The organism is Devosia oryziradicis (assembly GCF_016698645.1).
GTDB classification, from domain to species: Bacteria; Pseudomonadota; Alphaproteobacteria; order Rhizobiales; family Devosiaceae; genus Devosia; species Devosia oryziradicis.
The window spans coordinates 3,103,432-3,126,753 of record NZ_CP068047.1; the positions used below are offsets into that span (position 1 = coordinate 3,103,432).

At 64.0% G+C, this 23,322-nt stretch carries 23 protein-coding genes; 12 read left to right on the forward strand and 11 right to left on the reverse strand.

Features of this window, described 5'->3' with window-relative positions; genetic code table 11:
• Positions 1-9 precede the first annotated feature (9 nt).
• Positions 10-816 carry a DeoR/GlpR family DNA-binding transcription regulator gene (locus JI749_RS15410; RefSeq protein WP_201655888.1) on the reverse strand — a complete coding sequence of 269 codons (807 nt, stop codon included), beginning with the start codon at positions 814-816 and terminating at the stop codon, positions 10-12.
• 167 nt (positions 817-983) lie between these two features.
• On the opposite strand from JI749_RS15410, the gene JI749_RS15415 reads away from it, so the two are divergent.
• On the forward strand, positions 984-3,083 hold the full coding sequence (locus tag JI749_RS15415) for a bifunctional rhamnulose-1-phosphate aldolase/short-chain dehydrogenase (protein WP_201655891.1): 2,100 nt from the start codon (positions 984-986) through the stop codon (positions 3,081-3,083).
• A 10-nt stretch (positions 3,084-3,093) separates the two neighbouring features.
• On the forward strand, positions 3,094-4,383 hold the full coding sequence (gene rhaI / locus JI749_RS15420) for an L-rhamnose catabolism isomerase (RefSeq protein WP_201655894.1): 1,290 nt from the start codon (positions 3,094-3,096) through the stop codon (positions 4,381-4,383).
• A 61-nt stretch (positions 4,384-4,444) separates the two neighbouring features.
• Here rhaI and JI749_RS15425 read toward each other — a convergent pair whose 3' ends face one another.
• Positions 4,445-5,344, reverse strand: coding sequence for a LysR substrate-binding domain-containing protein (locus JI749_RS15425; RefSeq protein WP_201655897.1), 900 nt, complete (start codon positions 5,342-5,344; stop codon positions 4,445-4,447).
• A gap of 118 nt (positions 5,345-5,462) precedes the next feature.
• Between JI749_RS15425 and JI749_RS15430 the strand changes: the two genes are divergently transcribed.
• The 3 genes from JI749_RS15430 (at position 5,463) to JI749_RS15440 (ending at position 6,703) form a co-directional block, all read left to right on the forward strand.
• Positions 5,463-5,639 (forward strand): hypothetical protein, encoded by a 177-nt coding sequence (locus JI749_RS15430; RefSeq protein WP_201655900.1) that lies wholly within the window; start codon positions 5,463-5,465, stop codon positions 5,637-5,639.
• Positions 5,640-5,812: 173 nt separating this feature from the next.
• The gene (ybaK, locus tag JI749_RS15435) at positions 5,813-6,286 is read left to right on the forward strand and encodes a Cys-tRNA(Pro) deacylase (RefSeq protein ID WP_201655903.1); all 474 of its coding nucleotides are present in this window, start codon (positions 5,813-5,815) and stop codon (positions 6,284-6,286) included.
• A gap of 69 nt (positions 6,287-6,355) precedes the next feature.
• Positions 6,356-6,703, forward strand: coding sequence for a hypothetical protein (locus JI749_RS15440; RefSeq protein ID WP_201655906.1), 348 nt, complete (start codon positions 6,356-6,358; stop codon positions 6,701-6,703).
• Between the two features lie 91 nt (positions 6,704-6,794).
• On the opposite strand, the gene JI749_RS15445 is transcribed toward JI749_RS15440, so the two are convergent.
• The 4 genes from JI749_RS15445 to JI749_RS15460 all read right to left on the reverse strand — a co-directional run bounded on the left by JI749_RS15445 (position 6,795) and on the right by JI749_RS15460 (position 10,090).
• Positions 6,795-6,941: a DUF1127 domain-containing protein gene (locus JI749_RS15445; RefSeq protein WP_201655909.1), complete on the reverse strand. Its 147-nt coding sequence runs from the start codon at positions 6,939-6,941 to the stop codon at positions 6,795-6,797.
• A gap of 249 nt (positions 6,942-7,190) precedes the next feature.
• Positions 7,191-7,334 carry a cytochrome bd-I oxidase subunit CydX gene (cydX, locus tag JI749_RS15450; RefSeq protein WP_201655912.1) on the reverse strand — a complete coding sequence of 48 codons (144 nt, stop codon included), beginning with the start codon at positions 7,332-7,334 and terminating at the stop codon, positions 7,191-7,193.
• Between the two features lie 9 nt (positions 7,335-7,343).
• On the reverse strand, positions 7,344-8,492 hold the full coding sequence (cydB, locus tag JI749_RS15455) for a cytochrome d ubiquinol oxidase subunit II (protein ID WP_201655914.1): 1,149 nt from the start codon (positions 8,490-8,492) through the stop codon (positions 7,344-7,346).
• Positions 8,489-10,090, reverse strand: coding sequence for a cytochrome ubiquinol oxidase subunit I (locus JI749_RS15460; protein ID WP_201655916.1), 1,602 nt, complete (start codon positions 10,088-10,090; stop codon positions 8,489-8,491). Before JI749_RS15460 ends, cydB begins: the two co-directional genes overlap by 4 nt.
• A 130-nt stretch (positions 10,091-10,220) precedes the next feature.
• Here JI749_RS15460 and cydD point away from each other — a divergent pair, with 130 nt between their 5' ends.
• On the forward strand, positions 10,221-12,032 hold the full coding sequence (gene cydD, locus JI749_RS15465) for a thiol reductant ABC exporter subunit CydD (protein ID WP_201655918.1): 1,812 nt from the start codon (positions 10,221-10,223) through the stop codon (positions 12,030-12,032).
• Positions 12,029-13,678, forward strand: coding sequence for a thiol reductant ABC exporter subunit CydC (gene cydC / locus JI749_RS15470; protein WP_201655920.1), 1,650 nt, complete (start codon positions 12,029-12,031; stop codon positions 13,676-13,678). The genes cydD and cydC overlap by 4 nt, the downstream gene beginning before the upstream one ends.
• Positions 13,679-13,816: 138 nt before the next feature.
• Here cydC and JI749_RS15475 read toward each other — a convergent pair whose 3' ends face one another.
• The gene (locus JI749_RS15475) at positions 13,817-14,533 is read right to left on the reverse strand and encodes a Crp/Fnr family transcriptional regulator (RefSeq protein ID WP_201655922.1); all 717 of its coding nucleotides are present in this window, start codon (positions 14,531-14,533) and stop codon (positions 13,817-13,819) included.
• A 220-nt stretch (positions 14,534-14,753) separates the two neighbouring features.
• On the opposite strand from JI749_RS15475, the gene JI749_RS15480 reads away from it, so the two are divergent.
• The 3 genes from JI749_RS15480 to JI749_RS15490 are packed head-to-tail and all read left to right on the forward strand — an operon-like array spanning position 14,754 to position 17,613.
• Positions 14,754-17,003, forward strand: coding sequence for a heavy metal translocating P-type ATPase (locus tag JI749_RS15480; RefSeq protein ID WP_201655924.1), 2,250 nt, complete (start codon positions 14,754-14,756; stop codon positions 17,001-17,003).
• On the forward strand, positions 17,000-17,410 hold the full coding sequence (cueR, locus tag JI749_RS15485) for a Cu(I)-responsive transcriptional regulator (RefSeq protein WP_201655927.1): 411 nt from the start codon (positions 17,000-17,002) through the stop codon (positions 17,408-17,410). The genes JI749_RS15480 and cueR overlap by 4 nt, the downstream gene beginning before the upstream one ends.
• A 2-nt stretch (positions 17,411-17,412) precedes the next feature.
• Positions 17,413-17,613: a heavy-metal-associated domain-containing protein gene (locus JI749_RS15490; protein WP_201655930.1), complete on the forward strand. Its 201-nt coding sequence runs from the start codon at positions 17,413-17,415 to the stop codon at positions 17,611-17,613.
• Between the two features lie 193 nt (positions 17,614-17,806).
• On the opposite strand, the gene JI749_RS15495 is transcribed toward JI749_RS15490, so the two are convergent.
• Genes JI749_RS15495 through JI749_RS15505 form a run of 3 tightly spaced genes read right to left on the reverse strand, consistent with a single transcriptional unit; the run spans position 17,807 to position 21,336 of the window.
• A complete protein-coding gene (locus tag JI749_RS15495) occupies positions 17,807-18,757 on the reverse strand; it encodes a substrate-binding domain-containing protein (RefSeq protein ID WP_201655933.1) in 951 nt (316 codons plus the stop codon).
• A 52-nt stretch (positions 18,758-18,809) separates the two neighbouring features.
• Positions 18,810-19,814: an ABC transporter permease gene (locus JI749_RS15500; RefSeq protein WP_201655936.1), complete on the reverse strand. Its 1,005-nt coding sequence runs from the start codon at positions 19,812-19,814 to the stop codon at positions 18,810-18,812.
• A complete protein-coding gene (locus JI749_RS15505) occupies positions 19,795-21,336 on the reverse strand; it encodes a sugar ABC transporter ATP-binding protein (protein ID WP_201655939.1) in 1,542 nt (513 codons plus the stop codon). Before JI749_RS15505 ends, JI749_RS15500 begins: the two co-directional genes overlap by 20 nt.
• Before the next feature lie 204 nt (positions 21,337-21,540).
• On the opposite strand from JI749_RS15505, the gene JI749_RS15510 reads away from it, so the two are divergent.
• On the forward strand, positions 21,541-22,584 hold the full coding sequence (locus JI749_RS15510) for a LacI family DNA-binding transcriptional regulator (RefSeq protein ID WP_201655942.1): 1,044 nt from the start codon (positions 21,541-21,543) through the stop codon (positions 22,582-22,584).
• Positions 22,568-22,915, forward strand: coding sequence for a gamma-glutamylcyclotransferase family protein (locus JI749_RS15515; RefSeq protein WP_201655945.1), 348 nt, complete (start codon positions 22,568-22,570; stop codon positions 22,913-22,915). Before JI749_RS15510 ends, JI749_RS15515 begins: the two co-directional genes overlap by 17 nt.
• Positions 22,916-22,968: 53 nt before the next feature.
• Here the strand turns inward: JI749_RS15515 and copM are convergent, their stop codons facing one another.
• The gene (gene copM / locus JI749_RS15520) at positions 22,969-23,322 is read right to left on the reverse strand and encodes a CopM family metallochaperone (protein ID WP_201655948.1); all 354 of its coding nucleotides are present in this window, start codon (positions 23,320-23,322) and stop codon (positions 22,969-22,971) included.

The following is a 23,322-nucleotide window of genomic DNA, read 5'->3' on the forward strand; positions in this document are numbered from 1 at the left end:
GTCTTGATCTCAGGCAACCGTCGCTTGACGGTCGCCCAGAGCACTTGTTTCCGCCACGATGAGCCGCACACCTGCCGTTTCCAGCATCTGGCGGTCTTCGTCGCGAATGCCGCTGTCAGTTATGACGGCGGATATCCGGTCGAGCCCACACAGGATGAGGCTCGATCTCCCCGAAAACTTCGATGAGTCAGCCAAGACGATCAGTTCGTCGGCCTGGCCGATCAGGCCCATCTCGGACTGGACGACCATGGGGTCGGCCTCCATCAGCCCGTGCGCGCCGATCCCCTGGCAGCCGATGAACATGCGCTTGGCGTAGAAATGCGATGCCACCACGCCGCCAAAGGGCGAGAGGATGACATTCTGCTCGCGATAGACCGTGCCGCCGGGGATGACGACCGAGTTGCGCGAGTTGTGGATCAGGAATTCGGCGATGCCGAAGCTGTTGGTGAAGACCGAGAGCCGGCGGCCGGTCAGGTAATGCACCATCTGGTAGGTGGTGGTGCCGCCATTGATGATGATGGGCTCGCCGTCCTTGCACAGTTCGGCTGCGGCGCGGGCGATTGCCCGTTTCTGCGCGATGTTGATCGTTTCGTTGACGGAAAACGGGCGCCCCATCAGCCCGCCCTGCTCCGGCGGCGTGAGCGCCTCGGCGCCACCGCGCACCCGGCGCAGCTTCCCCTGGACGTGCAGCGCCGAAATGTCCCGACGAATAGTGGCTTCCGACGAGCCGGTGATCTCACAAAGCTCGGCCACCGTCACGACCGGCCGGGTCTGGACGGCGGCAATGATCACTCTCTGACGCTCTGTTTCGTGCAAGGCTGCTATCTCCCTGGGGCATTCCTTCCCACCCATTTCGATCAGTGTCAATCATCCTCCGTCATTATTTGAGCGAAGTGAGCGTTGTTGATTGTTTCTGATTGACAGGTGTTGTCGATCATGGCCATGTCCGGCCAATCCGCGAACTACCCTCTGGGAGGAGTCCAATGTCCACAACCGCGCCCAAGCGCCTCGCGAACCTCTGGGACGACGCCAGGGCGGCGGCGATGAGCGAGCCCGAGCGCCTCGTCTATCGCTCCAACCTCCTCGGATCGGACAAACGCGTCACCAATTATGGCGGCGGCAACACCTCCTCCAAGATCTGGCAAAAGGATCCGCTGACCGGTGAGGATGTCGAGGTTCTGTGGGTCAAGGGTTCGGGCGGCGACAATGCATCGATCAAGCTCGATGGCTTTTCGACGCTCTACATGGACAAGCTGCGGGCGCTGAAGGGCCTCTATCGCGGCGTCGAATTCGAGGACGAGATGGTGGGCTACCTGCCGCACGCCACCTTCAACCTCAATCCACGCGCCGCCTCGATCGATACGCCGCTCCATGCGTATGTAAACCGGCCATTCGTCGACCACATGCATCCTGATGCCATCATCGCCATCGCCGCTTCGAAGAACTCCAAGGAACTGACCAGGCAGATTTTCGGCGATACCATCGGCTGGCTGCCGTGGAAGAAGCCAGGCTTCGAACTCGGCCTGTGGCTGGGCAAGTTCTGCGAGGAAAATCCCAATGCCAAGGGCCTGATCCTCGAGTCCCACGGCCTCTTCACCTGGGGAGATACCCCCAAGGAGTGTTACGAAACCACCATCGGCATTATCAACCAGGCCATCGAGTGGTTCGAGCAGCAGACCGAGGGCAAGACGATTTTCGGTGGCGCCGCCGTGCAGTCCCTGCCGGCGGACCAGCGTCGGGCCATTGCCGCGCGGCTGATGCCGAAAATCCGTGGCTTCATCTCCGAAGACAGCCACAAGCTGGGGCACTTCGATGACTCGGCGGCCGTGCTGGAATTCGTGAATTCCAACGATCTGCGCCCGCTGGCAGCGCTGGGGACTTCCTGCCCCGATCACTTCCTCCGCACCAAGATCCGCCCGCTGGTGATCGATTTCGATCCGGCCAACCCGGATGTGGACAAGGTGATTGCGGGCCTGGGTGACCAGATCGCAGCCTACCGCGTCGACTACCAGGCCTATTACGACCGCTGCAAACACCCCAATTCGCCTGCAGTGCGCGACCCCAACGCGGTGGTCTACCTGATGCCGGGCGTCGGTATGTTGACCTTCGCCAAGGACAAGGCGACCGCGCGCATTTCCGGCGAGTTTTATGTCAACGCCATCAACGTGATGCGCGGTTCGTCGACGGTGTCGGAATATCAGGGCCTGCCCGAGCAGGAGGCCTTCGATATCGAATACTGGTTGCTCGAGGAAGCCAAGCTGCAGCGCATGCCCAAGCCCAAGTCGCTGGCTGGCAAGATCGCGCTGGTGACCGGTGGCGCCGGTGGCATCGGCAAGGCAACGGCCGTCCGCCTGCTGCGCGAGGGTGCCTGCGTGGTGCTGGCCGATATCGACGAGAGTGCGCTGGGTGAGGCCACGGCCGAGTTGGGCAAGGTGTTCGGCGCCGATTTCGTGCGGCCGGTGAAGCTCAACGTGACGCAGGAAGCGGTGGTCATCGCGGGCTTTGCCGAGGCGGTGGTCGAATTTGGCGGCCTCGATATTCTGGTGTCCAATGCCGGCATCGCCTCTTCCGCCCCGATCGAGGAGACCTCGCTCGAGCTGTGGAACAAGAACATGGATATCCTCTCGACCGGCTATTTCCTCGTGTCGCGCGAGGCATTCCGCCTGTTCCGCCAACAGAAGATCGGCGGCAATGTGGTGTTCGTGGCCTCCAAGAACGGCCTCGCGGCCTCGCCCAACGCCTCGGCCTATTGCACCGCCAAGGCGGCGGAAATCCACCTGGCCCGGTGCCTCGCCCTTGAGGGCGCGGCCGAGCAGATCCGCGTCAACGTGGTCAATCCCGATGCGGTGCTGCGCGGCTCGAAGATCTGGGCGGGCGAATGGCTGGAACAGCGCGCCTCGACCTACAAGACCGACAAGGACGGCCTCGAGGAAATGTATCGGGAGCGCTCCATGCTCAAGCGGAGCGTGTTCCCCGAGGACATCGCCGAAGCGATCTACTTCTTCGCCTCGGAAGCCTCGGCCAAATCGACCGGCAACATCATCAATGTCGATGCGGGCAATGCCCAGTCGTTCACGCGCTGAGGATCGAGAGATGACCGAACACATCATCGACCCATCCGTCGTCGAAGCCGAGAACGCCAAGCGGATTGCCGACCTCAAGGTCGACTACGACACGCTGGGCGAACGCCTCGACCGCCGCGGGATCAGCATCGACGCGATCAAGGACAAGGTCGCGGGCTTCTCCGTGGCTGTGCCGTCATGGGGTGTTGGCACCGGCGGCACCCGCTTTGCCCGCTTTCCTGGCAAGGGCGAGCCGCGCGATATCTTCGACAAGATCGAGGACTGTGCCGTCATCGCCCAGCTGACGCAGGCGACCAAGACGGTTTCACTGCATATTCCCTGGGACAAGGCCGATCCGAACCGGCTCAAGCAAGCGGCGAGCCGCTTCAATCTCGGCTTCGACGCGATGAATTCGAACACCTTTGCCGATGCCAAGGGGCAGTTGCAGAGCTACAAGTTCGGCTCGTTGTCAGCCGCAGACAAGGCGACGCGGGACCAGGCCATCGAGCATAATCTGGAGTGCATCGAGATCGGCAAGACTATCGGCTCCAAGGCGCTGACGGTGTGGATCGGAGATGGCTCGAACTTCCCGGGGCAGGTGAACTTCACCCGCCAGTTCGAGCATTACCTGGACTCCATGAAGGGCATCTACGCCGCCCTGCCCGACGACTGGCGCCTCTATACCGAACACAAGATGTATGAGCCGGCCTTCTATTCCACGGTCGTGCAGGATTGGGGCACCAACTACCTGATCGCCAAGGAACTGGGCGACAAGGCCTATTGCCTGGTCGATCTCGGCCACCACGCGCCCAACGTCAATATCGAGATGATCGTCGCCCGCCTGGCCCAGTTCGGCAAGCTCGGCGGCTTCCACTTCAACGACAGCAAGTATGGCGACGACGACCTCGATGCCGGCTCGATCGACCCCTACCGCCTGTTCCTGGTATTCAACGAGCTGGTGGATGCGGAAAGCCGCGACAAGGATTTCCACCCGGCCCATATGCTTGACCAGTCGCATAATGTCACCGACCCGATCGAGTCGCTGATGCTCTCGGCTGCCGATGTGCAACGGGCTTATGCGCAGGCTCTGCTGGTGGATCGCAACGCGCTGAAGGCGGCCCAGGAGGCCAATGACGCGCTTGCCGCCACGCAGGCGCTGCGCCTGGCCTATCGCACCGATGTCGAGCCGATCCTGGCCATGTCCCGGCACGAACAGGGCGGCGCCATCGACCTGCTGGCGACCTACCGCGCGGCGGGCTATAGGGCCAAGGTGGCCGAAATCCGCCCCGAAGTGGCCGCCGGGTCGAGCGGCATCGTCTGAGCCCCCACGCCATCGCATATAGACAAGGGCCCCATGCAGCGCTGCGCGGGGCTCTTGTCGTTCAGGTCTGCTCGAGCGCGCGCAACGGGGCGGTGGCCGGAATGATCCAGTCGCGAAATGCCTTGATCTTGGGCCAGTTTCGCCGCGCCTCGGGATAGACGAGGTAGTAGTAGTGGCCATCCCAGCCCGATGGCTTGAACGGCTGCGCGATGCGGCCGACGGCGATTTCGTCGGCATAGAATGGCGGGGTGAGCATGGCCACGCCCCGGCCGGCAAGCACGGCCGCGGCTTCCATCATCTGCGTGCCCAGCCGGGCAAAGGGCCGCGGCTCGAGGACCGTATTGGGAACGCCGAACAATTGCAGCCAAGCCGGCAGCCAGGGGTCATCGGGGGTGATCTGTGGCAGGCGCAGCAGGTCGACGGGCTCGCGAACCTGATATTGATCGAGCAACGCCGGATGGACCATGGGCGCGAACTCGACCTTGAGCAGTTCGTGCCCGATCAGTCCCGGACCAATGCGATTGGTCGCGCGAATGGCGACGTCAAAATCCTGCTGGGCAAAATCGACAATGTCGGGGCTGCTGTCGACCCGGACCGCGATATCCTGATGCGCGAGCTGAAACAGACCGATATTGGCGGCCAGCCAACGGCTGGCAAAGGTGGGCACGACCGTGACGGCCAGGGTGCCCTCGGTGCGCTCGCGAGTCTCGGCAAAGGCATGGCGCAACTTGTCGAACGCCTCGCTGACATCCGGCGCCAGCCGTGCCCCGGTCTCACTCAGCGCGATCTGACGGGGGCGGCGCAGGAACAGGGGCGCGCCGACCCGCTCTTCCAGGATCCTGATCTGGTAGCTCACGGCGGCCTGGGTCATGCCCAGCTCGTCTGCGGCCTTGGTGAAGCTGAGGTGGCGCGCCACCGCTTCGAAGGCGCGCACCGCGGTCAAGGGCGGCAACGCAGACATGGATCAAATCTCCTTATGCATGCCTATCGAGCTTTAGTTGGAAATGAGGCCAAGCGCCAGTCATTCTCAAACAATGGAGAACACAGCAAGGAGCCGCCCCATAAGGACGGTCATAGCCATGATTGCCATCGCCAAGCCCGTTTCTGCCCTGTTTCACCTGACCCGCTGGGTCATGCCCCGCCTGGTCAATGTCGAACGCCAGCGTCGGCAGACGACCGTGGACCTGATCCATTCTTCGCCGCACCTGCTGCGCGACATCGGCGCCACGGCGGACCATTTCGACGGGCATCGGTAGACAACGCAGATCCCACCAGCCGTCACCCTCGGGCTTGACCCGAGGGCACTTCACTTGGGGAACATCCGGTAAGTACAGGCCCCTCGGGTCAAGCCCGAGGGTGACGCGGTGGGTGCGGTCGCGAGGGTGCCTCGCCCCTTGCATAGCGTCATTGCCGCGCTAAAACTCGCCCAATGTCCAAGACCACGCCCGCCACGCTGGCCCTCACCAAGGCCGGCATCCCCTTCGCCACTGCGACTTATGACTACGATCCCGACGCCGACCGCGTGGGGCTGCAGGCTGCCGAAGCCATGGGGGTGTCGCCCTCCATCGTCCTCAAGACCCTGATGGCCGAGGTCGATGGCAAGCCGGTTTGCGTGGTCGTGCCCTCGGACGAGGAAGTGAACATGAAGAAGCTCGCCGCGGCCTTTGGCGGCAAGTCGGCGCACATGATGAAGCCCGCCGATGCGGAGCGCCTGACGGGCTATAAGGTGGGAGGCATCAGCCCGTTCGGCCAAAGGAAACAAGTGCCCACAGCGGTGGAGGAACTGGCGACGCTGGAAGACGAAATCTTCCTCAATGGCGGGCAGCGCGGCCTGCAGATCCGCATGAAGCCCGATGATCTGATTACCGCCCTTGGCGCCAAGGCAGCCGACCTTATCCGCTGATACCCCCTGTTCAGGGATAGGCGGAGCCGACTGCCGCCAGCATGCTGGTTCCAATTTGGGGAGAACAGCATGAATCAGTTTTACAAGATGGCGGGTGTCACAGCTCTTGCTGCTGTCATGGCGGGGTGCAGCGTGACGGGTGGCGATCTCATCCGACCGGGCGAGCCGACGGCAACGTTGATCATCATCAATGGCAGCGCCAACAACCTCAATGCGATTGTCATTTCCGACTGCGACAACTTCACCTACGGTTTTAATCGCCTCGCGTCCGGAGACTATATCGCACCCGGGGAAGCACGGAGCTTCACGCTTTCGGCCGGATGCTGGGATGTGGGTGGCGGCTCGTTCGTGGCAGGAGAAGCCTACGAGCGCATGACGCTCAGCGCCGGCGATGTGATGCGCTACACGCTCTACTGAGCTCCACCTCGCCAACGTCGAGGTGCAGAAAAGACAAAAGGCGCCCGGATGGACGCCTTCATCTCAAGTCTGATTGGTCGGCTATTCGCGATTAGCGAACGGCGCCGCCGCGAGCGATGTTCTTGATGTCGCCCTTGGTGATGCCCAGATCGTTCAGCTGACGGGCGTCGAGAGCGTTGAGCTCGCGCATCGTGCGCTGGTATTGGGCAAACTGTGCGATTTTCTGGCGGATGTTCATTTTGGTTCCCCTTCGTTTTCGATGGCCAATATCTATAGCCAGCCAGTCGTGATTAGAAGATGGACTCTCTGCACATCCGTTATGCAGCTGGTGCAAGCAAAAGAGGCAAAACGTTCATACTGGCTTCAGACAAATCCGGCCCCACACCAGCAGGCTGCCGCGACTTCTTGCTGCTAAGTTCTTGACATAAAAAAGAAAACGAGCGCTAGCTAAGCTGGCGCCCGCGTTAAGGGATTTTTGACCATTTGGTCACGAGCCATGCGGCGGGCGCCTGGACGAATCCACGTTTTGTTCCGAGACCCGCCGATCCTCACGCAGCTCGAACCACATGGCGTTGAGAATGGCGAAGCTGCAGGCCAGGCCCACGCCGAGAATCCAGGAAAAATACCACATGGCGGGCTCCTAATAGGCGTTGGGGTTCTTTTCGAGCGACTGGGTGCTGACCGTGCCGCGCATTACCCGGAACACCCAGGCCGTATAGGCCAGGATGATGGGCAGGAAGAAGCAGGTCACCAGAAGCATGATGAAGAGCGTGAGGTGGCTCGAGGAGGCATCCCACAGGGTGAGGCTAGATTCCGGCACGGTCGAGGACGGCAGCAGGAAGGGGAACAGCGATAGCCCCGCCGTCGAGACGATGCCGAAGATGCCCAGGCTCGACGCAAGCAGGGTGGGCAATCGCAGGCGAGCCAGGAGACCAAGCACGGCGCCGATCAGGCCAACAAAACCCAACACCGGCGCCGCCACCATCCATGGATAGTGACTGTAGTTGGCCAGCCAGCCGCCGCGGGTCAGTGCCACCGCCTTTGCCAGCGGGTTGATCGCGGCATTGCCGTCCACGGCGCTCGTGATGGCGTAGCCGTCAACTCCAAGGGCCACCCACAGACCGCCCAGCGCAAACAGGGCAATGGTCAGGATGCCGGCCAGCGTGCCGTAGGTCCGCGCCCGCTCTGCCAGCGGCCCGGTGGTACGGCCGGCAATGACCGCCGCGCCCTGGGTCACGATCATGCCCAGGCTGACAAGCCCGCTGAGCAGTGCAAAGGGCATCAGCAGCATGAAGAAGTTGCCGGTATAGAAGGCACGCATGGTGTCATCGAGGTGGAACGGCGCGCCGAGTAACACATTGCCCACCGCGACACCCAGGATCAGCGACGGCACGACGCCGCCGATGAACAGGGCCCAATCCCAGGCCGCCCGCCACCTGACATCCTTGATCTTGCCGCGAAACTTGAAGCCGACCGGCCGCAGGATGAAGGCCAGGAGAATCACGATCATGGCCAGGTAGAAGCCGGAAAAGCTCACCGCATAGAGCGGGGGGAAGGCTGCGAAAATGGCGCCGCCCCCAAGGATCAGCCAGACCTGATTGCCCTCCCAGGTCGGGCCGACCAGGTTGAGCAGCACGCGGCGTTCCTCATCGGTACGGGCGGCAAAGGGCAGCAACGCGCCGACGCCGAGATCGCGTCCGCCCATGATGGCGAAGCCGATCAACAGGACGCCGAGCAGGACCCACCAGATCAGACGCAAGGTTTCATAGTCGAGCGGGATAGTGCTCATGATCCGAGCTCCTTGGTGGCTGGTGTGACCGGGAGGGCTGCGATGACGAAATCCTGGTCATCGGCCTCGGCGGCAAACAGCTTGTCCTGCGGCCCCGCCTTGATGATCTTGACCATCAGCATGATCATGATGACGAAGAGGATCGAATAGAGCGTGACGAAGAAGCTCAGTGAAATGACGAGATCCCAGAAGTGGAGACCGGAGGCGGCATAGAAGGTGGGCAGCACGCCTTCCACCACCCAGGGCTGACGGCCGAACTCGGCGATAAACCAGCCGCTCTCAATGGCGACCCAGGGCAGCGGCAGCACGGCAAAACCAAGCCACAGCAACGGCCTGTTGGTGGTGAGCCAGCCCCGCGAGGCCCGGTAGAACCACAGCGCGAAGAAGGCGATGAAGAAGAAGCCCAGCCCCATCATGATGCGGAAGGTCCAGAACAGCGGCCAGACGTCGGGCACCGTGTCTTCGGCGGCCATCCGGATTTCCTCGTCCGTGGCGTTGCCGACATCGTCGCGATACTTCTTGAGCAGCAGGCCGTAGCCGAGGTCGGGCCAGACCTCCTCGAACCGGGCACGCGCCGCGGCATTGTCTGGATTGGTGCGGATCTCCTGCAGGGTGTCATAAGCGACCATGCCCTCGCGGATGCGGTCCTCGGCGCGGCCCACCAGTTCCTCGATGCCCGGTAGCTCCTGGGTCAGCGAGCGCGTGGTGATCAAGCCGCCCATCCAGGGGACCTGGATGGAGAAGCTGGGTGCACCCCCATCGGGCCCGGGAATGGCAATAACCGTCCAGGGGGCCGGCGCGGGTTCGGTGTGGTAGCTCGCCTCGATGGCGGCGATCTTCATCTTCTGATGTTCGGTGGCGACATAGCCGCTCTCGTCGCCCAGCACGACGACCGAGAGCGCGGAGGCAAGGCCAAAGCTGGCGGCGACCACCATGGAGCGCTTGGCCAGTTCGACGTGGCGCTGCTGCAGCAGGAAGAGGCTCGAAATGGCGAAGATGAATACCGCGCCGCACAGGTAGCCGGCGCTCACGGTGTGGACGAACTTGGCCTGGGCCACCTGGTTGAAGATCACCGCCACGAAGTCGGTGACTTCCATGCGCATGGTGTCGGGGTTGAACTTGGCGCCGACCGGGTTCTGCATCCAGCCATTGGCGATCAGGATCCACAGCGCCGAAAAATTGGCGCCAAGCGCCACCAGCCAGGTCACGACCAGGTGCCCGACCTTGCTCAGCCGGTCCCAGCCGAAGAAAAACAGGCCAATGAACGTCGCCTCGAGGAAGAATGCCATCAGCCCTTCGATGGCGAGCGGCGCGCCGAACACGTCGCCGACATAATGGCTGTAATAGCTCCAGTTCATGCCGAACTGGAATTCCATGACGATGCCGGTGGCGACACCCATGGCGAAATTGACGCCGAACAGCGTGCCCCAGAACAGGGTGGCCTTGCGCCACACCTCGCGCCCCGTCATCACATAGGTGCTTTCCATGATGGCCATCATCACGGAGAGGCCAATGGTCAGCGGCACGAAGATGAAATGGTACATGGCGGTGGCCGCGAATTGCCACCGCGAGAGTTCGACAACAGTCATGTCGATCATGGCGATACTGCCCTTTTGGCTGGCAGCGCCCCGAGTCGGCGCCGTCACTGCGCACTCTATGCGCCACCAGACTTGCCGATGCCTTGATTCAGATCAAGGGCTGTTCCGGCATTCGCTATAGTGTTGAGCCATGACCGATCAGGATCGCCAGAACGGCAAGACCCTCACCAGCCTCCGTCGCTACGGGGGCGTCGCGCTGTGGGTGGCCGTCCTTGCCCCGTTGGTCGGTGGTGCATTGCTGGTGTGGCAGGCCTGGAGCCTGGCCGATGTGCTGGGGGGCGCCATCGAGGGCGGGGCGAAGCTCGACACCTTGGCCCCCGGCGCAGCACTGATCCTGGGCCTGCTGGTGATGCGCGCAGTATTGGGCGCCATTGGCGAGCAAGCGGGGACCAGCGCGGCGGAAGCGATCAAGCTCCAGCTCCGCACGACATTGTTCGCGCAGTTGCTGGCCCGCTCGCCGCGCAGTGCCGACCAGCCGCAGTCAGGCGCAGCCTCGGCGGCCATTGTCGACCAGGTCGAGGCGCTCGATGGGTTCTTCGCTCGCTACCTGCCGGCCATGATCCAGGCCAGCGTCTTGCCGATCGCCTTCGGCGCTATCATCCTGCCGCTCGATTGGCTGGCCGGATTGCTGTTTCTGGTGACGGCGCCGCTGATCCCGGTCTTCATGGCGCTAGCCGGCTGGGGCGCGCAGCATGCCACCAACAAGCAGGCCCGCGCGCTCAGCCTACTCAGCGGCCGCTTTGCCGATCGGCTGCGCGGCCTGCTAACGCTCAAGCTGTTCGGCCGGGCGGCGGCGGAAACATCAGGCATCGTCGCGGCCAGCGACGAGTTGCGCCGCCGCACCCTGCGCGTGCTGCGCATCGCCTTCCTCTCATCGGCGGTGCTCGAATTCTTTGCCGCGCTGGGTGTTGCCGGGGTGGCGCTCTATGTCGGGCTGACCTTCATCGACTATCTCCACCTGCGGTCGACGCCGATGAGCCTCGAACTGGGCCTCTTCCTGCTCCTGATGGCGCCCGAGGTCTACAACCCGCTACGCCTGCTTGCCGCGCATTATCACGACCGCGCCGCTGCCAAGGCTGCAATAGGCGAGATCGAGACGCAGCTTTCTTCACCTCTCCCTCTGGGGGAGAGGTCGACGGCGAAGCCGGCGGGTGAGGGGGCCTTCGCTTCGTTCAATGAGCAGGACAGGCCCCCTCACCCGGCCCTGCGGGCCGACCTCTCCCCCAAAGGGAGAGGTGAAGGAAGCGGGCCACTTGGCCTCACCCTTGCCAATCTCACGCTACGCACACCCGACAGTGCGCGCGTCATCCTCGTCGACACCGACCTCACCATCACCCCCGGGGAGCATGTCGCCATCCTCGGCCCAAGCGGAATCGGTAAGTCGACGCTGTTGGAGGCCATCGCCCGGCTGCGCACTTATGAAGGCTCGATCGTGCTCGACCAGCGCCCGCTGGCCGACTGGCCGGAGGTTGATTTGCGCCGCCGCGTCACCATGCTGGGGCAGAAGCCGCGCATCTTTGCCGGTTCGATGGCGCATAATATTGGCCTGGCGCGGCCCGGTGCATCGATCGCCGATATCACGCGCGCAGCGGAACTCGCCCAGGTCGCAGGCTTCGCCGATGCGCTGCCCGAGGGTCTTGATACAAGGCTCGGCGAAGGTGGGCTGGGGCTCTCCGGCGGCCAGGCGCAGCGCGTCGCCCTGGCGCGCATCTACCTGCGCGATGCCGGGCTGATCCTGCTCGACGAACCCACGGCCCATCTCGATTCCGAGCTCGAACAGGCGGTGCTGGACGCGCTCAAGCACTATGCCCGCGGCCGCACACTGGTGATTGCCACCCATTCCCTCGCGGTGGCGGCACGCATGGACAAGGCCTGGCGCATGGCCGGGGAGCGCCTGCTGCCGACGCCGCTCCCCAAGCACAGCGGCAGGAGCGTCGCATGAAGTCGCTTCTCGCCTTCCGCAGCTTGTTTCTGAGCCAGGCCAAGGGGTTCGGCCTGGCGCTGCTGCTGTCACTGGTGGCATTAGCGGCAGGCGTTGCCCTGCTCGGCACTTCTGGCTGGTTCATCACCGCCGCGGCGCTCACCAGCGCCGGGCTCGCCTTCAATCTCTTTGCGCCATCGGCACTGGTGCGCGGCTTCTCGTTCATCCGCATTCTTGCCCGCTATGGCGAGCGTCTCAGCGGCCACGATGCGACGCTGCGCCTGCTCGCCGAGTTGCGCGGCTGGCTGTTTGCCCGCCTGTTTCCGCGCCTGCCGCTAACCGATCGCAGCCTGCGCCATGGCGATCTCGTCAGCCGCCTGACATCGGATGTCGACGCGCTGGATACGGCGTTCCTCGTCGCTATCGGTCCGGTCATCGCGGCGCTGGTGATTGGCGGCACATTGACTGGCATACTCATCTGGCTGCTGCCGCCGGCCGCCCTGCTCCATGGCATCTGTTTTGCCCTGGCCGTCGTGGCGTTACCCGCCGGTCTCGTTTTCGTCAGCCGAAGGGCCGGTCGTGACGTGGTGACGCGCGCAGCCGAGGCACGCGCCGCGGTGCTCGACGGCATCGACGGGCATACGGACCTTACCGTCTTCGGCATTCGGGATACGGCAGAGGCCGGGTTCACCGACACCGCCCGCCGCCTCGCGAAAGCAAAGCGTCACCTGGCACGTCTCGCCGCCGTCGCAAGCCTGGCCGTGCAGGTCCTCGCGGCCCTGGCGCTGGTCGGCACGCTCTGGCTGGGCCTCCGCGCCTTTACGACGGGCGCGATCGACGGCCCGGTGCTGGCCGGTCTGCTGCTGGCCGTGGCAGGCAGCTTCGAGGCTACCGCCGTCATTGTCCGCAGCGTGAGCAAGCTGACCACCGCCATGGCCGCCGCCGAACGCCTGACAGCCATCGCCGAAGCGCCGCCTACCGTGCTGGACCCACCGGCACCGGCCGCCTTGCCGGTCGAAACCAGCCTGGCCCTGACCGATGTCACCTTCGGCTATGGCGGCCCGCCGGTTCTGGCCGGGCTCGATCTATCCGTGGCGCCGGGCGAGCATGTCGCCATCACGGGACCGAGCGGCAGCGGCAAATCGAGCCTTCTGGCACTACTGCTCCGCCTCGCCGATCCGCAAGCCGGCACGGTCACGCTTGGCGGCACGGGCCTGCCATCGCTTGCCCAGGCCGATATCCATGCCAGCACGGCCCTGCTCAGCCAGGACAGCCCGCTGTTCCACGACACGATCCGCGCCAACCTGCTCATCGCTCGTCCGGATGGCGACGATGCCGCCTTATGGTCGGCACTCGCTGCGGCCGGCATCGAGAGCTTCGTCCGCGCCCTGCCCCTCGGCCTCGACACGCTCGTCGGTGAGGGTGGGCGCACGGTCTCGGTCGGCCAGGCGCGGCGGCTATGCCTGGCCCGCACGCTGCTGTCGACGGCGAAAATCCTGCTGCTCGATGAGCCGACCACCGGCCTCGACCGCGCTGCGGAAGTGGCCTTCTTCGAGACGTTGCATGTGGCAGCGCGAGGCCGCACGGTGATCGTGGTCACCCATGCGGCGATCCCGGAGGGGAGCGTGGATCGGGAACTGGTAATGCGGGGTGGCAGGCTGGAGTGAGCCCCGTCACCTTTCCCACTCTCGATCGTCACCCTCGGGCTTGACCCGAGGGCACTGTACTTAGCCAAAGCGCCGCCAGTGAAGAGCCCTCGGGTCAAGCCCGAGGGTGACGTCCGGTGGGGGTGGGGGCGTAGTCCCCTACCCGCAGCGCAGCCGCAGCCGCGCCAGATCGGGCACGGATACGTGCCGGTAATTCTCGATCTCGATTACCCCATCTGCCTTGAGCCTGCTCATCTGGCGGCTCACCGTCTCGATGGTCAATCCGAGGAAATCGCCGATATCGGCGCGGCTCAGCGGCAGGTCGAAGGTCGTCACCTCGCCGGTGGGGTCGATATGGCTGGCGATGAGATAGAGGAAGCTGGCCACTTTCTCGGCGGCGGTCTTGCGGCCCAGCGTCACCATCCAATCGCGCGCTTCGTCGAGCTCGCGCAGGGTCTGCAGCATGAGCCGATGTTCCAGCGCCGGATTTTCCCGCACCAGCGCTTCCATGGCCTCCTTGGACACCAGGCAGAGGTCGACATCGGAGGCAGCCTCAGCCGTGACGCGGCTTTCCTGCGCGAAAAGTCGGCCGACCAGATCGGGGGCAAACTGCAGTCCGACGACCTGATGACGGCCGTCCTCCAGTACCTTGGAAAGTTTGACCACGCCGCGCAGCACATTGCCGTAGCTGGTAATCGGCTCGGCATCGGCCAATAGTTCGTCGCCAGCGTCGTGGTGGACGCGTCGGGTATGGCGCGACAGTGCCAGCAGCTGCTCGGGAGACAGCGCGCTGCAAATGCCCTGGTGACGGGACTGGCAGCTCTGGCATAGCACGGGGGTAGCCGAGTTGTGGATGTCACTGCGGACGTGCTGCATGGCGTCGTCTCCTGAACTGTCGGAGACAGGCCCGCCGTGTGCGGATGAGTGCGGCGGGCTGTTCTCGCCGCGGGCATCTCGTCTCCTGACAGCCTCGATATAGGCCTCCCCCGTCAAGCGTTTAAGCCGCGCAACTGTCGCAGCGCCAACCTGCCGCAGGCACCCTCTTGACCTTCCCATGATTGGAAGGTCTATATGCCTGAGGACGAGGTGAAACACCATGAATGAACACGTCCATACCAAGCCCGTTTCCATCGATATCGAAGGCATGACCTGCGCCTCCTGCGTAGCGCGGGTTGAGAAGTCGCTGCTCAAGGTACCTGGCGTCACATCGGCGTCGGTCAACCTGGCGACCGAGCGCGCCACGGTCAGCGGCGGCGACGACGCCGCGCTGCTCGCGGCCATTGCCAAGGCCGGCTACAAGGGCAGCAAGACGCCCGAGATGCACCATCACGCCCATGGCGGGCATCAGCATCACGACGAGGATGCGGCCATCCTGCGGCGCGATACCCTGATCGCCGGCGTACTGACCCTGCCGCTTTTCGTGCTCGAAATGCTCGGCCATCTCTATATGCCGTTCCACATGTGGCTGATGTCCGTCGTTTCGATGGACGTGCTGTGGACGGCCTATTTCATCGCCGCCAGCATCGTACTGTTCGTGCCCGGCTGGCGCTTCTTCAAGATCGGCATTCCCGCCCTGATCCGCGGCGCGCCGGAGATGAACTCGCTGGTCGCACTCGGTTCGGGCGCCGCTTACCTCTATTCGGTGGTCGCCACCTTCGCGCCGCAGCTGTTGCCCGAAGGCACGCGCTACATCTACTACGAGGCCGCCGCGGTCATCGTGACGCTGATCCTCGTCGGTCGCTGGCTCGAGGCCCTGGCCAAGGGCCGTACCGGCGAAGCCATCCAGCGGCTGGTGCGCGAACAGGCCAAGACGGCCCGTGTGCAGCGCGACGGCAAGGCGGTGGAAGTGGCGATCGAGCAGGTGGTGGCCGGCGATATCATCCTGGTCCGCCCCGGCGAGAAGATCGCTGTCGATGGCGAGATTGTCGACGGGGCCAGCCATATCGACGAGTCGATGATTTCAGGCGAGCCCCTGCCCGTCTCCAAATCAGTTGGCGCCGATGTCATTGGCGGCACGCTCAACACCTCGGGCAGCTTCAGCTTCCGTGCCACCAAGGTGGGCGGCGACACGATGCTGGCGCAGATCATCCGCATGGTCGAGGAAGCCCAGGGCGGCAAGCTGCCGATCCAGGGCGTCGTCGACCAGATCACCGCCTGGTTCGTGCCTGCGGTGATTGCGCTGGCCGTCGCCACTTTCGCGGTGTGGGCCATCTGGGGCCCCGACCCTGCCTATACGTTCGGGTTGGTGAACGCGGTGGCGGTTTTGATCATCGCCTGCCCCTGTGCGATGGGCCTGGCCACGCCGACCTCGATCATGGTCGGTACCGGCCGCGCCGCCGAACTGGGCGTTCTGTTCCGCAAGAGCGAAGCACTGCAGCAGCTGCGCGACGTCAAGGTGGTGGCCTTCGACAAGACCGGGACGCTGACCCAGGGCAAGCCCACGCTGACCGACCTCATCCTCGATGATGATTTCGAGCATGACGAGGTGCTGGCGCTGGTGGCCGCGGTCGAGGCGAAATCGGAGCATCCGATCGGCGACGCCATTGTGGCTGCCGCCGAGAAGGCCGGGCTGACCCTCGGTGCCGTTACCGACTTCCAGGCGGTTTCGGGCCATGGCGTCACCGCCCGCGTCGATAGCCGGCTGGTCAGCATCGGTTCGCAGCGCCATCTGGGCCATCTCGATTTCTCCGACTTCGCGGAAGCCATCGACAGGCTGGCCGATGAAGGCAAGACGCCGGTTTTTGCCGCCATCGACGACAAGCTGGCCGCCGCCATCGTGGTGGCAGACACGGTCAAGCCCTCGAGCAAGGCGGTGATTGCGGCTCTCCATGCCATGGGCCTCAAGACGGCAATGATCTCGGGCGACAACCGGCGCACTGCCCAGGCCATCGCGAGGCAGCTCGGCATCGACGAAGTCCGCGCCGAAGTGCTGCCGGCTGACAAGGTGGCGACGCTCAAGGGCCTGCGCCAACTCGGCCCGGTCGCCTATGTCGGCGACGGTATCAATGATGCGCCGGCCTTGGCAGAGGCCGACATCGGCATCGCTGTCGGTACCGGCACCGATGCCGCCATCGAGAGCGCCGACGTGGTGATGCTGGGCGGTGACCTCAAGGGGGTGCTCAACGCACTCACGGTCAGCCGCGCCACGATGGGCAACATATGGCAGAACCTGTTCTGGGCCTTCGGCTACAACGTGTTGCTGATCCCGGTCGCAGCGGGCGCGCTGTTCCCCGCCTTCGGCATCCTGCTCAACCCGATGATCGGCGCCGGTGCCATGGCGCTCAGCTCGGTCTTCGTTGTCGGCAATGCGCAGCGCCTGCGGGCAGTGAAAGGAGTAACCCCATGAATATCGGCGAAGCCTCCAGCGCCACGGGCGTTTCGGCCAAGATGATCCGCTACTACGAATCCATCGGCCTGATCCGCGCGCCGCTGCGGACCGACAGCAACTACCGGGTCTATGGCGAGGACGAGGTACATGTGCTGCGTTTCGTCAAGCGCGCCCGGACGCTCGGCTTTTCGGTCGAGGAAACCGCCACGCTGCTCGGGCTGTGGCGGGACAAGACCCGGGCCAGCGCCGAGGTCAAGGAGGTGGCGACCGGCCACATCGTGGCGCTTGAAAACAAGATTGCCGAGCTGCAGGGCATGGTCAAAACCCTCAAGCACCTGGCCCATTGCTGCACCGGCGACAATCGCCCCGATTGCCCCATTCTCGACGACCTGGCGGGCGAACACCCGATCTCGAAAGGACACTAGATATGACCGACAAGACCATTTTCACTGTCAACGACATGACCTGCGGCCACTGTGTCGGCACGGTACGCAAGGCGCTGGAGGAAGCGCTGCCGGGTGCCGAGATCTCGGTGGACCTGGACACCCACAAGGTGAGCTTCACCGGCGACCGCGCCAAGGGCGAGGAAGCCATTCGCGAGGCGGGGTATACGCCCGAAGCTGTGTGATTGGTGGGCCTCAGCGGCACCAAATCGTCCGGCGTCGCCCGAGGCCCGTCCCCCAATGCTCGGAGGGCCACCGGGTTCCTGCGACAAGTTGTGCAGGTGTCCCACCGCAACACCGAACCTGGGTCACCGGTGATCCCCAAAAACAAAGGGCGCCCAGTGGGCGCCCTTCGCATTTCCGTTCCGCGTTGGGAGATCAGAACGGGCTTTCCGGATCGAGGAACTCGGCAGCGTTGTCCTTGGTGATGACGGTCGAGTCCAGGATATAGCGACCGGCAACCTGGATGCCGCCGGTGAAGTGCGAGGTGGTCAGCTCGATGGCCGTGGCGATCATGGCCGGGCTGTAGCTGACGTCGATCGGGGTCAGGGCGCTGCCATCGGCAACGGCCTGCAGGATCTGCTGCATGCCGGCGCCGCCGACGATGAACATCTCGTCTTCACGGCCAGCCTGCTTGATGGCTTCGATGGCGCCCAGGGCGATGTCGTCGTCCTGTGCCCAGACACCCTTGATGTCGGGGAAGCGGGTCAGGAAGTCCTGCATCACCTTGAAGCCGTCATCGCGGTTCCAGTTGGCGAATTCGTCGTCGAGCACCTTGATGTTGGTGCCTTCGATGCCGGCCATGAAGGCGTCGAAGCGCTGCGCGTCGATCGGGATCGGCAGGCCGCGCAGGATGACGATGTTGCCGCCGTCGGGCATGACTTCCTTGAAGTATTCAGCCGAGTTGGCGCCCAGGCCCGGATTGTCGCCGGCCACGTAGAGGTTCTCCACGCCGTCGATCGACAGCTGGCGGTCCACCACGGTGACGAACTTGCCGGCATCCTTGACCTGCTTGATGGCCGAGGTCATCGCGTCCGGGTCGCCGGGCAGGATCACCAGGGCATCGATGCCGCGGGTGGCGACCATGTCTTCGATATCGGCGATCTGCTTGGGAGCGTCGGGCGCCGAGGCAAAGACGAACTCGACGTCCGGATAGGTGGTGCCTAGGCGTTCGATAGCCTGCTGGGCGAAGTAGTTGACGCCACCGGTCCAGCCATGGTCGGCCGCCGGCACGGAAACGCCGATGGTCACCTTGTCCTGGGCGACAGCCGCCCCGGTCAGGCCGCCGACGAGAACCGTCGCTGCCATGAGGGATTTAGCTAGTTTCATTCGTAGTCCTCCCGAAAGTGCCCTTGGTTGGGCGATGTAAATGGTTGTCTGGTCAGGCCGTGCGACGGCCGCGTTGCAGCAGCACTGCCAGAATGATGATGACGCCCTGGAAGGCCCCGTTGAGATAGGGGCTGATGAGGCTTTGCAGGTTGAGGATGTTGCCGATGAGCCCGAGGATCACGACGCCGACCACGGTGCCCCAGATGCGGCCATAGCCACCCTTGAGGGTCGTGCCGCCGATGATCACGCCGGCAATGGCTTCGAGTTCCCAGAGCACGCCCGTGGTGCTGGAGGCCGAGCCGAGGCGCGGGACATAGAGCAGCACGGCGACGCCCACCAGGATGCCCTGGAGGATGTAGGTCATCAGCCGCACATTATCGACATTGATCGAGGAGTAGCGGGCGACCTGCTCGTTGGAGCCGATGGCGGCGCAGTAGCGGCCGAAGGCGGTGTAGCGCATGACCAGCTCGCCGCCGATCGCGACCAGCGCGAAGACGATGATCGGCCATGGCACGCCGAGCAGGCCATCGTAGTAGACCGGGCGATAGACGTCGGCGACTTCGAAGTTCAGCGACAGCGTGCCGCCATTGGCGAGGAACGTCACCAGCGAGCGGAAGATGCCCATGGTGCCCAAGGTCACGATGAACGCTTCGATGCGGCCGCGGGTGATCATCACGCCGTTGAACACGCCGGCCACGCCACCGAGCAGGATGCCCGCCGCCATGCCCGCCAGCACGACGCTCCAGCCGATGCCCATGCTGGGGATGAGCCAGTTCATCACCATGATCATGACGCCGGCAATGACCGCGGCCATCGAACCCACCGACAGGTCGAGCCCGCCAGAGGTGATGACGAATGTCGCGCCGATGGCGATGATGCCGATGAAGCTCGAGCGCGCCAGGACGTTGGTCAGGTTGTTGTAGGTCAGGAAGTTCTCGTTGAGCGTGATGCCCAGCAGGATGAGCATGGCCAGCGCCAGCAGCGGGCCGACGGTCTTGAGGTCGACGCGGAAGCCGCGCGAGGGTTTTGCGGCCGTATCAGGCGCTGATGCGGTCATGATGCTCACTCTGTTTGATGCCTGCGGCGTACCGCATGATTTCCGATTCCGTGATTTCGGCGCCTTCGAGCACGCCGGCCAGGCGCCCCTCGCGCATCACCACCACGCGATGGCTGAGGCCGATCACCTCCTGCATTTCCGAGGAGATGAGGATGATCGATTTGCCCTCGGCGGCCAGGGCGGCGATGATGTGATAGATCTGCTGCTTGGTGCCCACGTCGATGCCGCGCGTCGGTTCATCCATGATGATGATGTCCGGCTCGCTTTCCATGGTCTTGCCGAGCATCAGCTTCTGCTGGTTGCCGCCTGACAGGCGGCCCACGGCGACCGCAGCGTCGCGCGCCCGGATGTCGAAGCGGCGCACCGCGCGCTCGAGCGCCCGGGTCTCACTGGAACCATCAAGGAACCCGGCCTTGATATGCTTTTTCAGCGTCAGCAGGGTGAGGTTCGGCCGCAGTCCCATGTTGAGCAGCAGACCCTTGCCCTTGCGGTCCTTGGTCATATAGGCGAGGCCGGCATCGACCGACTGCGCGACGCGCGAGAAGTTGGCCGGCTTGCCGTTGAGGGTGATGTCGCCGCCGCTGCGATGGGTGAGGCCAACCACGGCCTCGGCAACGGCGGTGCGGCCTGAGCCGATGAGCCCGGCAAAGCCCAGGATTTCGCCCTTGCGCAGGTCGAACGAGATATCCTTGACGCCCTTGGCGACCAGATTGCGCACGCCCAGTACCACCGGCGCGTCGACGTCGGGCTCGTGCTTGGGTGGGTAGAGGTTGGAAAGTTCGCGGCCCACCATCATCTGGGCGATGGAATCGGGCGTCAGCGCCTCGGTGCCGACAGTGGCGATCAGCTGGCCGTCGCGCAGTACGGTGACGCGGTTTGCCAGCGCCATGATCTCGTCGAGCTTGTGGGAAATGAAGATCACCGCCACGCCGCGCGCCGTTAGGCGGCGGATCTGCTCGAACAGGGTCTCGGTTTCTCCTACCGACAAAACGGCGGTCGGCTCGTCCATGATCAGCACACGGGCGTCGCGGCTGATCGCCTTGGCGATCTCGACCATCTGCTTGTCGGCGACCGAGAGCGTGTTGATGCGTGCATCGGGATCGACATGCACATGCAGCATTTCCATTACGGCATGGGCGCGCCTGCGCATCTCGCCGATGTCCAGGAAGCCGAAGCGCTTGAGCTCGCGGCCCAGGAAAATCGACTCGGCAACCGTCAGGTGCTCGGCCAGGTTCTGCTCCTGGTGGATGAGCACGATGCCCAGGGACTCTGCGGCGCCGTTGGGCGGCAGGACAACCGTCTGACCATCGAAGCTGATGGAGCCTGAGGTTGGCTGCTCGATGCCGCTGAGAATCTTGATGAGGGTCGATTTGCCCGCGCCGTTCTCGCCGATGATGGCGTGGACTTCGCCGGGGCGGATGTCGAAGTCGACGCTGAACAGCACCGGAATCTCGCCGAACGACTTCGATATCCTGTTGGCTGACAGGATGATCGGCGCGGGCGTGCCTTCGGCGCTGGACATAGCTGAACCCCTCCCCCGGACGCTGGCGGCTGACCCGCTTCTTCGTCCTTGAGCGAGTGATGTAAAGGTTTTCATGAATGATGTAAAGGTTTACACAATTCGAAATCTGTATAACCGTGTGCCGTAGGTCTGGCGCAACCCGCGCCTTCTGCTAAGGCAACAAAAGCGGGACGCCGAGCCGGTTCGCGCGGGGCGGAGCGCCAATTGCAGCATCAGAAGCTGGCCACCATCGAGGACGTTGCGGCGATCGCCGGCGTATCCATCGCCACGGTCAGCCGCGCCATCAACGAGCCGACCAAGGTGGCCGACGAAACGCGACGGCGCGTCAACGAAGCCATCGCCCGCACCGGCTACACCACCAATGCCATGGCGCGCTCGCTGCGCATGCGGCGCTCCAACATGATTCTGATCCTGGCGCCCGATGTGGGCGACCCGAACTTTTCCAACATCCTGGTCGGGCTCGAGACGGAGGCCAGCAAGCGCGGCTATGGCGTCCTGATCGGCAACACGCAGAACGATGCCACCCGCGAAACCGATTATCTGCGCTTCATCAGTTCCAACCAGGCCGATGGCCTGATCCTGTTTACCGGCCACCTGCCCTATGGCTTCGGCAGCGAGGGCGGGGAAACGCGCCTGCCGCCTATCGTCGCGGTCAACGAGCCGGTGCCCAATAGCGACGTGCCGTTTGTAGGCGTCGACAATTTCGAGGGCGCCCGCGTGGCAGCCGAGCACCTGATCTCGCAGGGGCACCGTCGCATCGCCTTTATCGGCCACTCCACCAGCAAGGCCGTCAACCAGTTACGCGAGCAGGGCTATCGCGCCGCCTTGCTGGGCGCAGGCATCACCGTCGATACGCGGCTGATCCTGGATGGCGACGGCACCACCGAGTCTGGGCGCGCCGCCGCCGAGCAGATGTTCGTGCGCGACCTGCTGCCCACCGCATTTCTATGCGTCAACGATGCGACCGCGCTGGGCGTCATCATCTCGCTCAATGCCCGCAAATACGACCTGCCGCGCCAGTTTTCGGTGATGGGCTTTGACGACATTTCCTTTGCCAGCTTCGTCACGCCGTCGCTGACCACCATGAAGCAGCCACGCCTCAAGATCGGCGAGGAAGCGATGGACCTGCTGCTGGCTTTGCTGGAAGGCAAGAAGCCACGCCGGTCCGAAGTGTTGCTGCGCGCCGAACTCATCGTGCGGAATTCGGTCAGCCGGCCGGAAGGGAGCGACCATGCCAGACGATCGTAGCGAGTTACTGTTCTCTTATGGCACGCTGCAACTGCCCGAGGTGCAACTGGCGCAGTTCAAACGCCTACTTGAGGGCGAGGACGACGCCATGCCCGGCTTTGGCCAATCAATGGTCGAGATCACCGACCCCGAAGTGTTGCGCAAGAGCGGCCAGCGCTTCCACCCCATCGTCATCAGGACCGGCGACCCCGCCGACAGCGTCGCCGGCAAGGTCTTCGCCGTTACTCCGGCCGAACTTGATGCGGCGGATGAATACGAAGTTTCCGACTACAAGCGCGAACTGGTGACGCTCGCCTCCGGCCGGGCTGCGTGGGTGTATGTGAAGGCTTAGGAACGAGCGTGGCCGGTCTTCATCTCTCCGTTTTGGGCGAGAGGTGGTAGCCCTCACATCCCATGCTTGGCCAACCAGGCCTGCATCCAGGCGATTTCTTCTTCCTGCGCCTTGATCACACCTTCGGCCAGCGCCTTGACCTCGGGGTCGGTGCCGTGTTCCAGCACGACCCGCGCCATGTCTACCGCACCCTGGTGATGGGGGATCATGCCGCGGATAAAGTCCACATCGGCATCGCCGGAATATTCGATATCCATATCGGTGTGCATCTTGGCATTGGCAGCCTTGTAGCCCTCCGTGGCCGCGCTCCCTGTCCCAGCGGCCATGCCGTGTCCGGCATGATCCTGTGACCAGGCCGGGGCGACCAGAGCGAGTGCAAGGGCAGATGTGAGCAGCAAGGTCTTCAT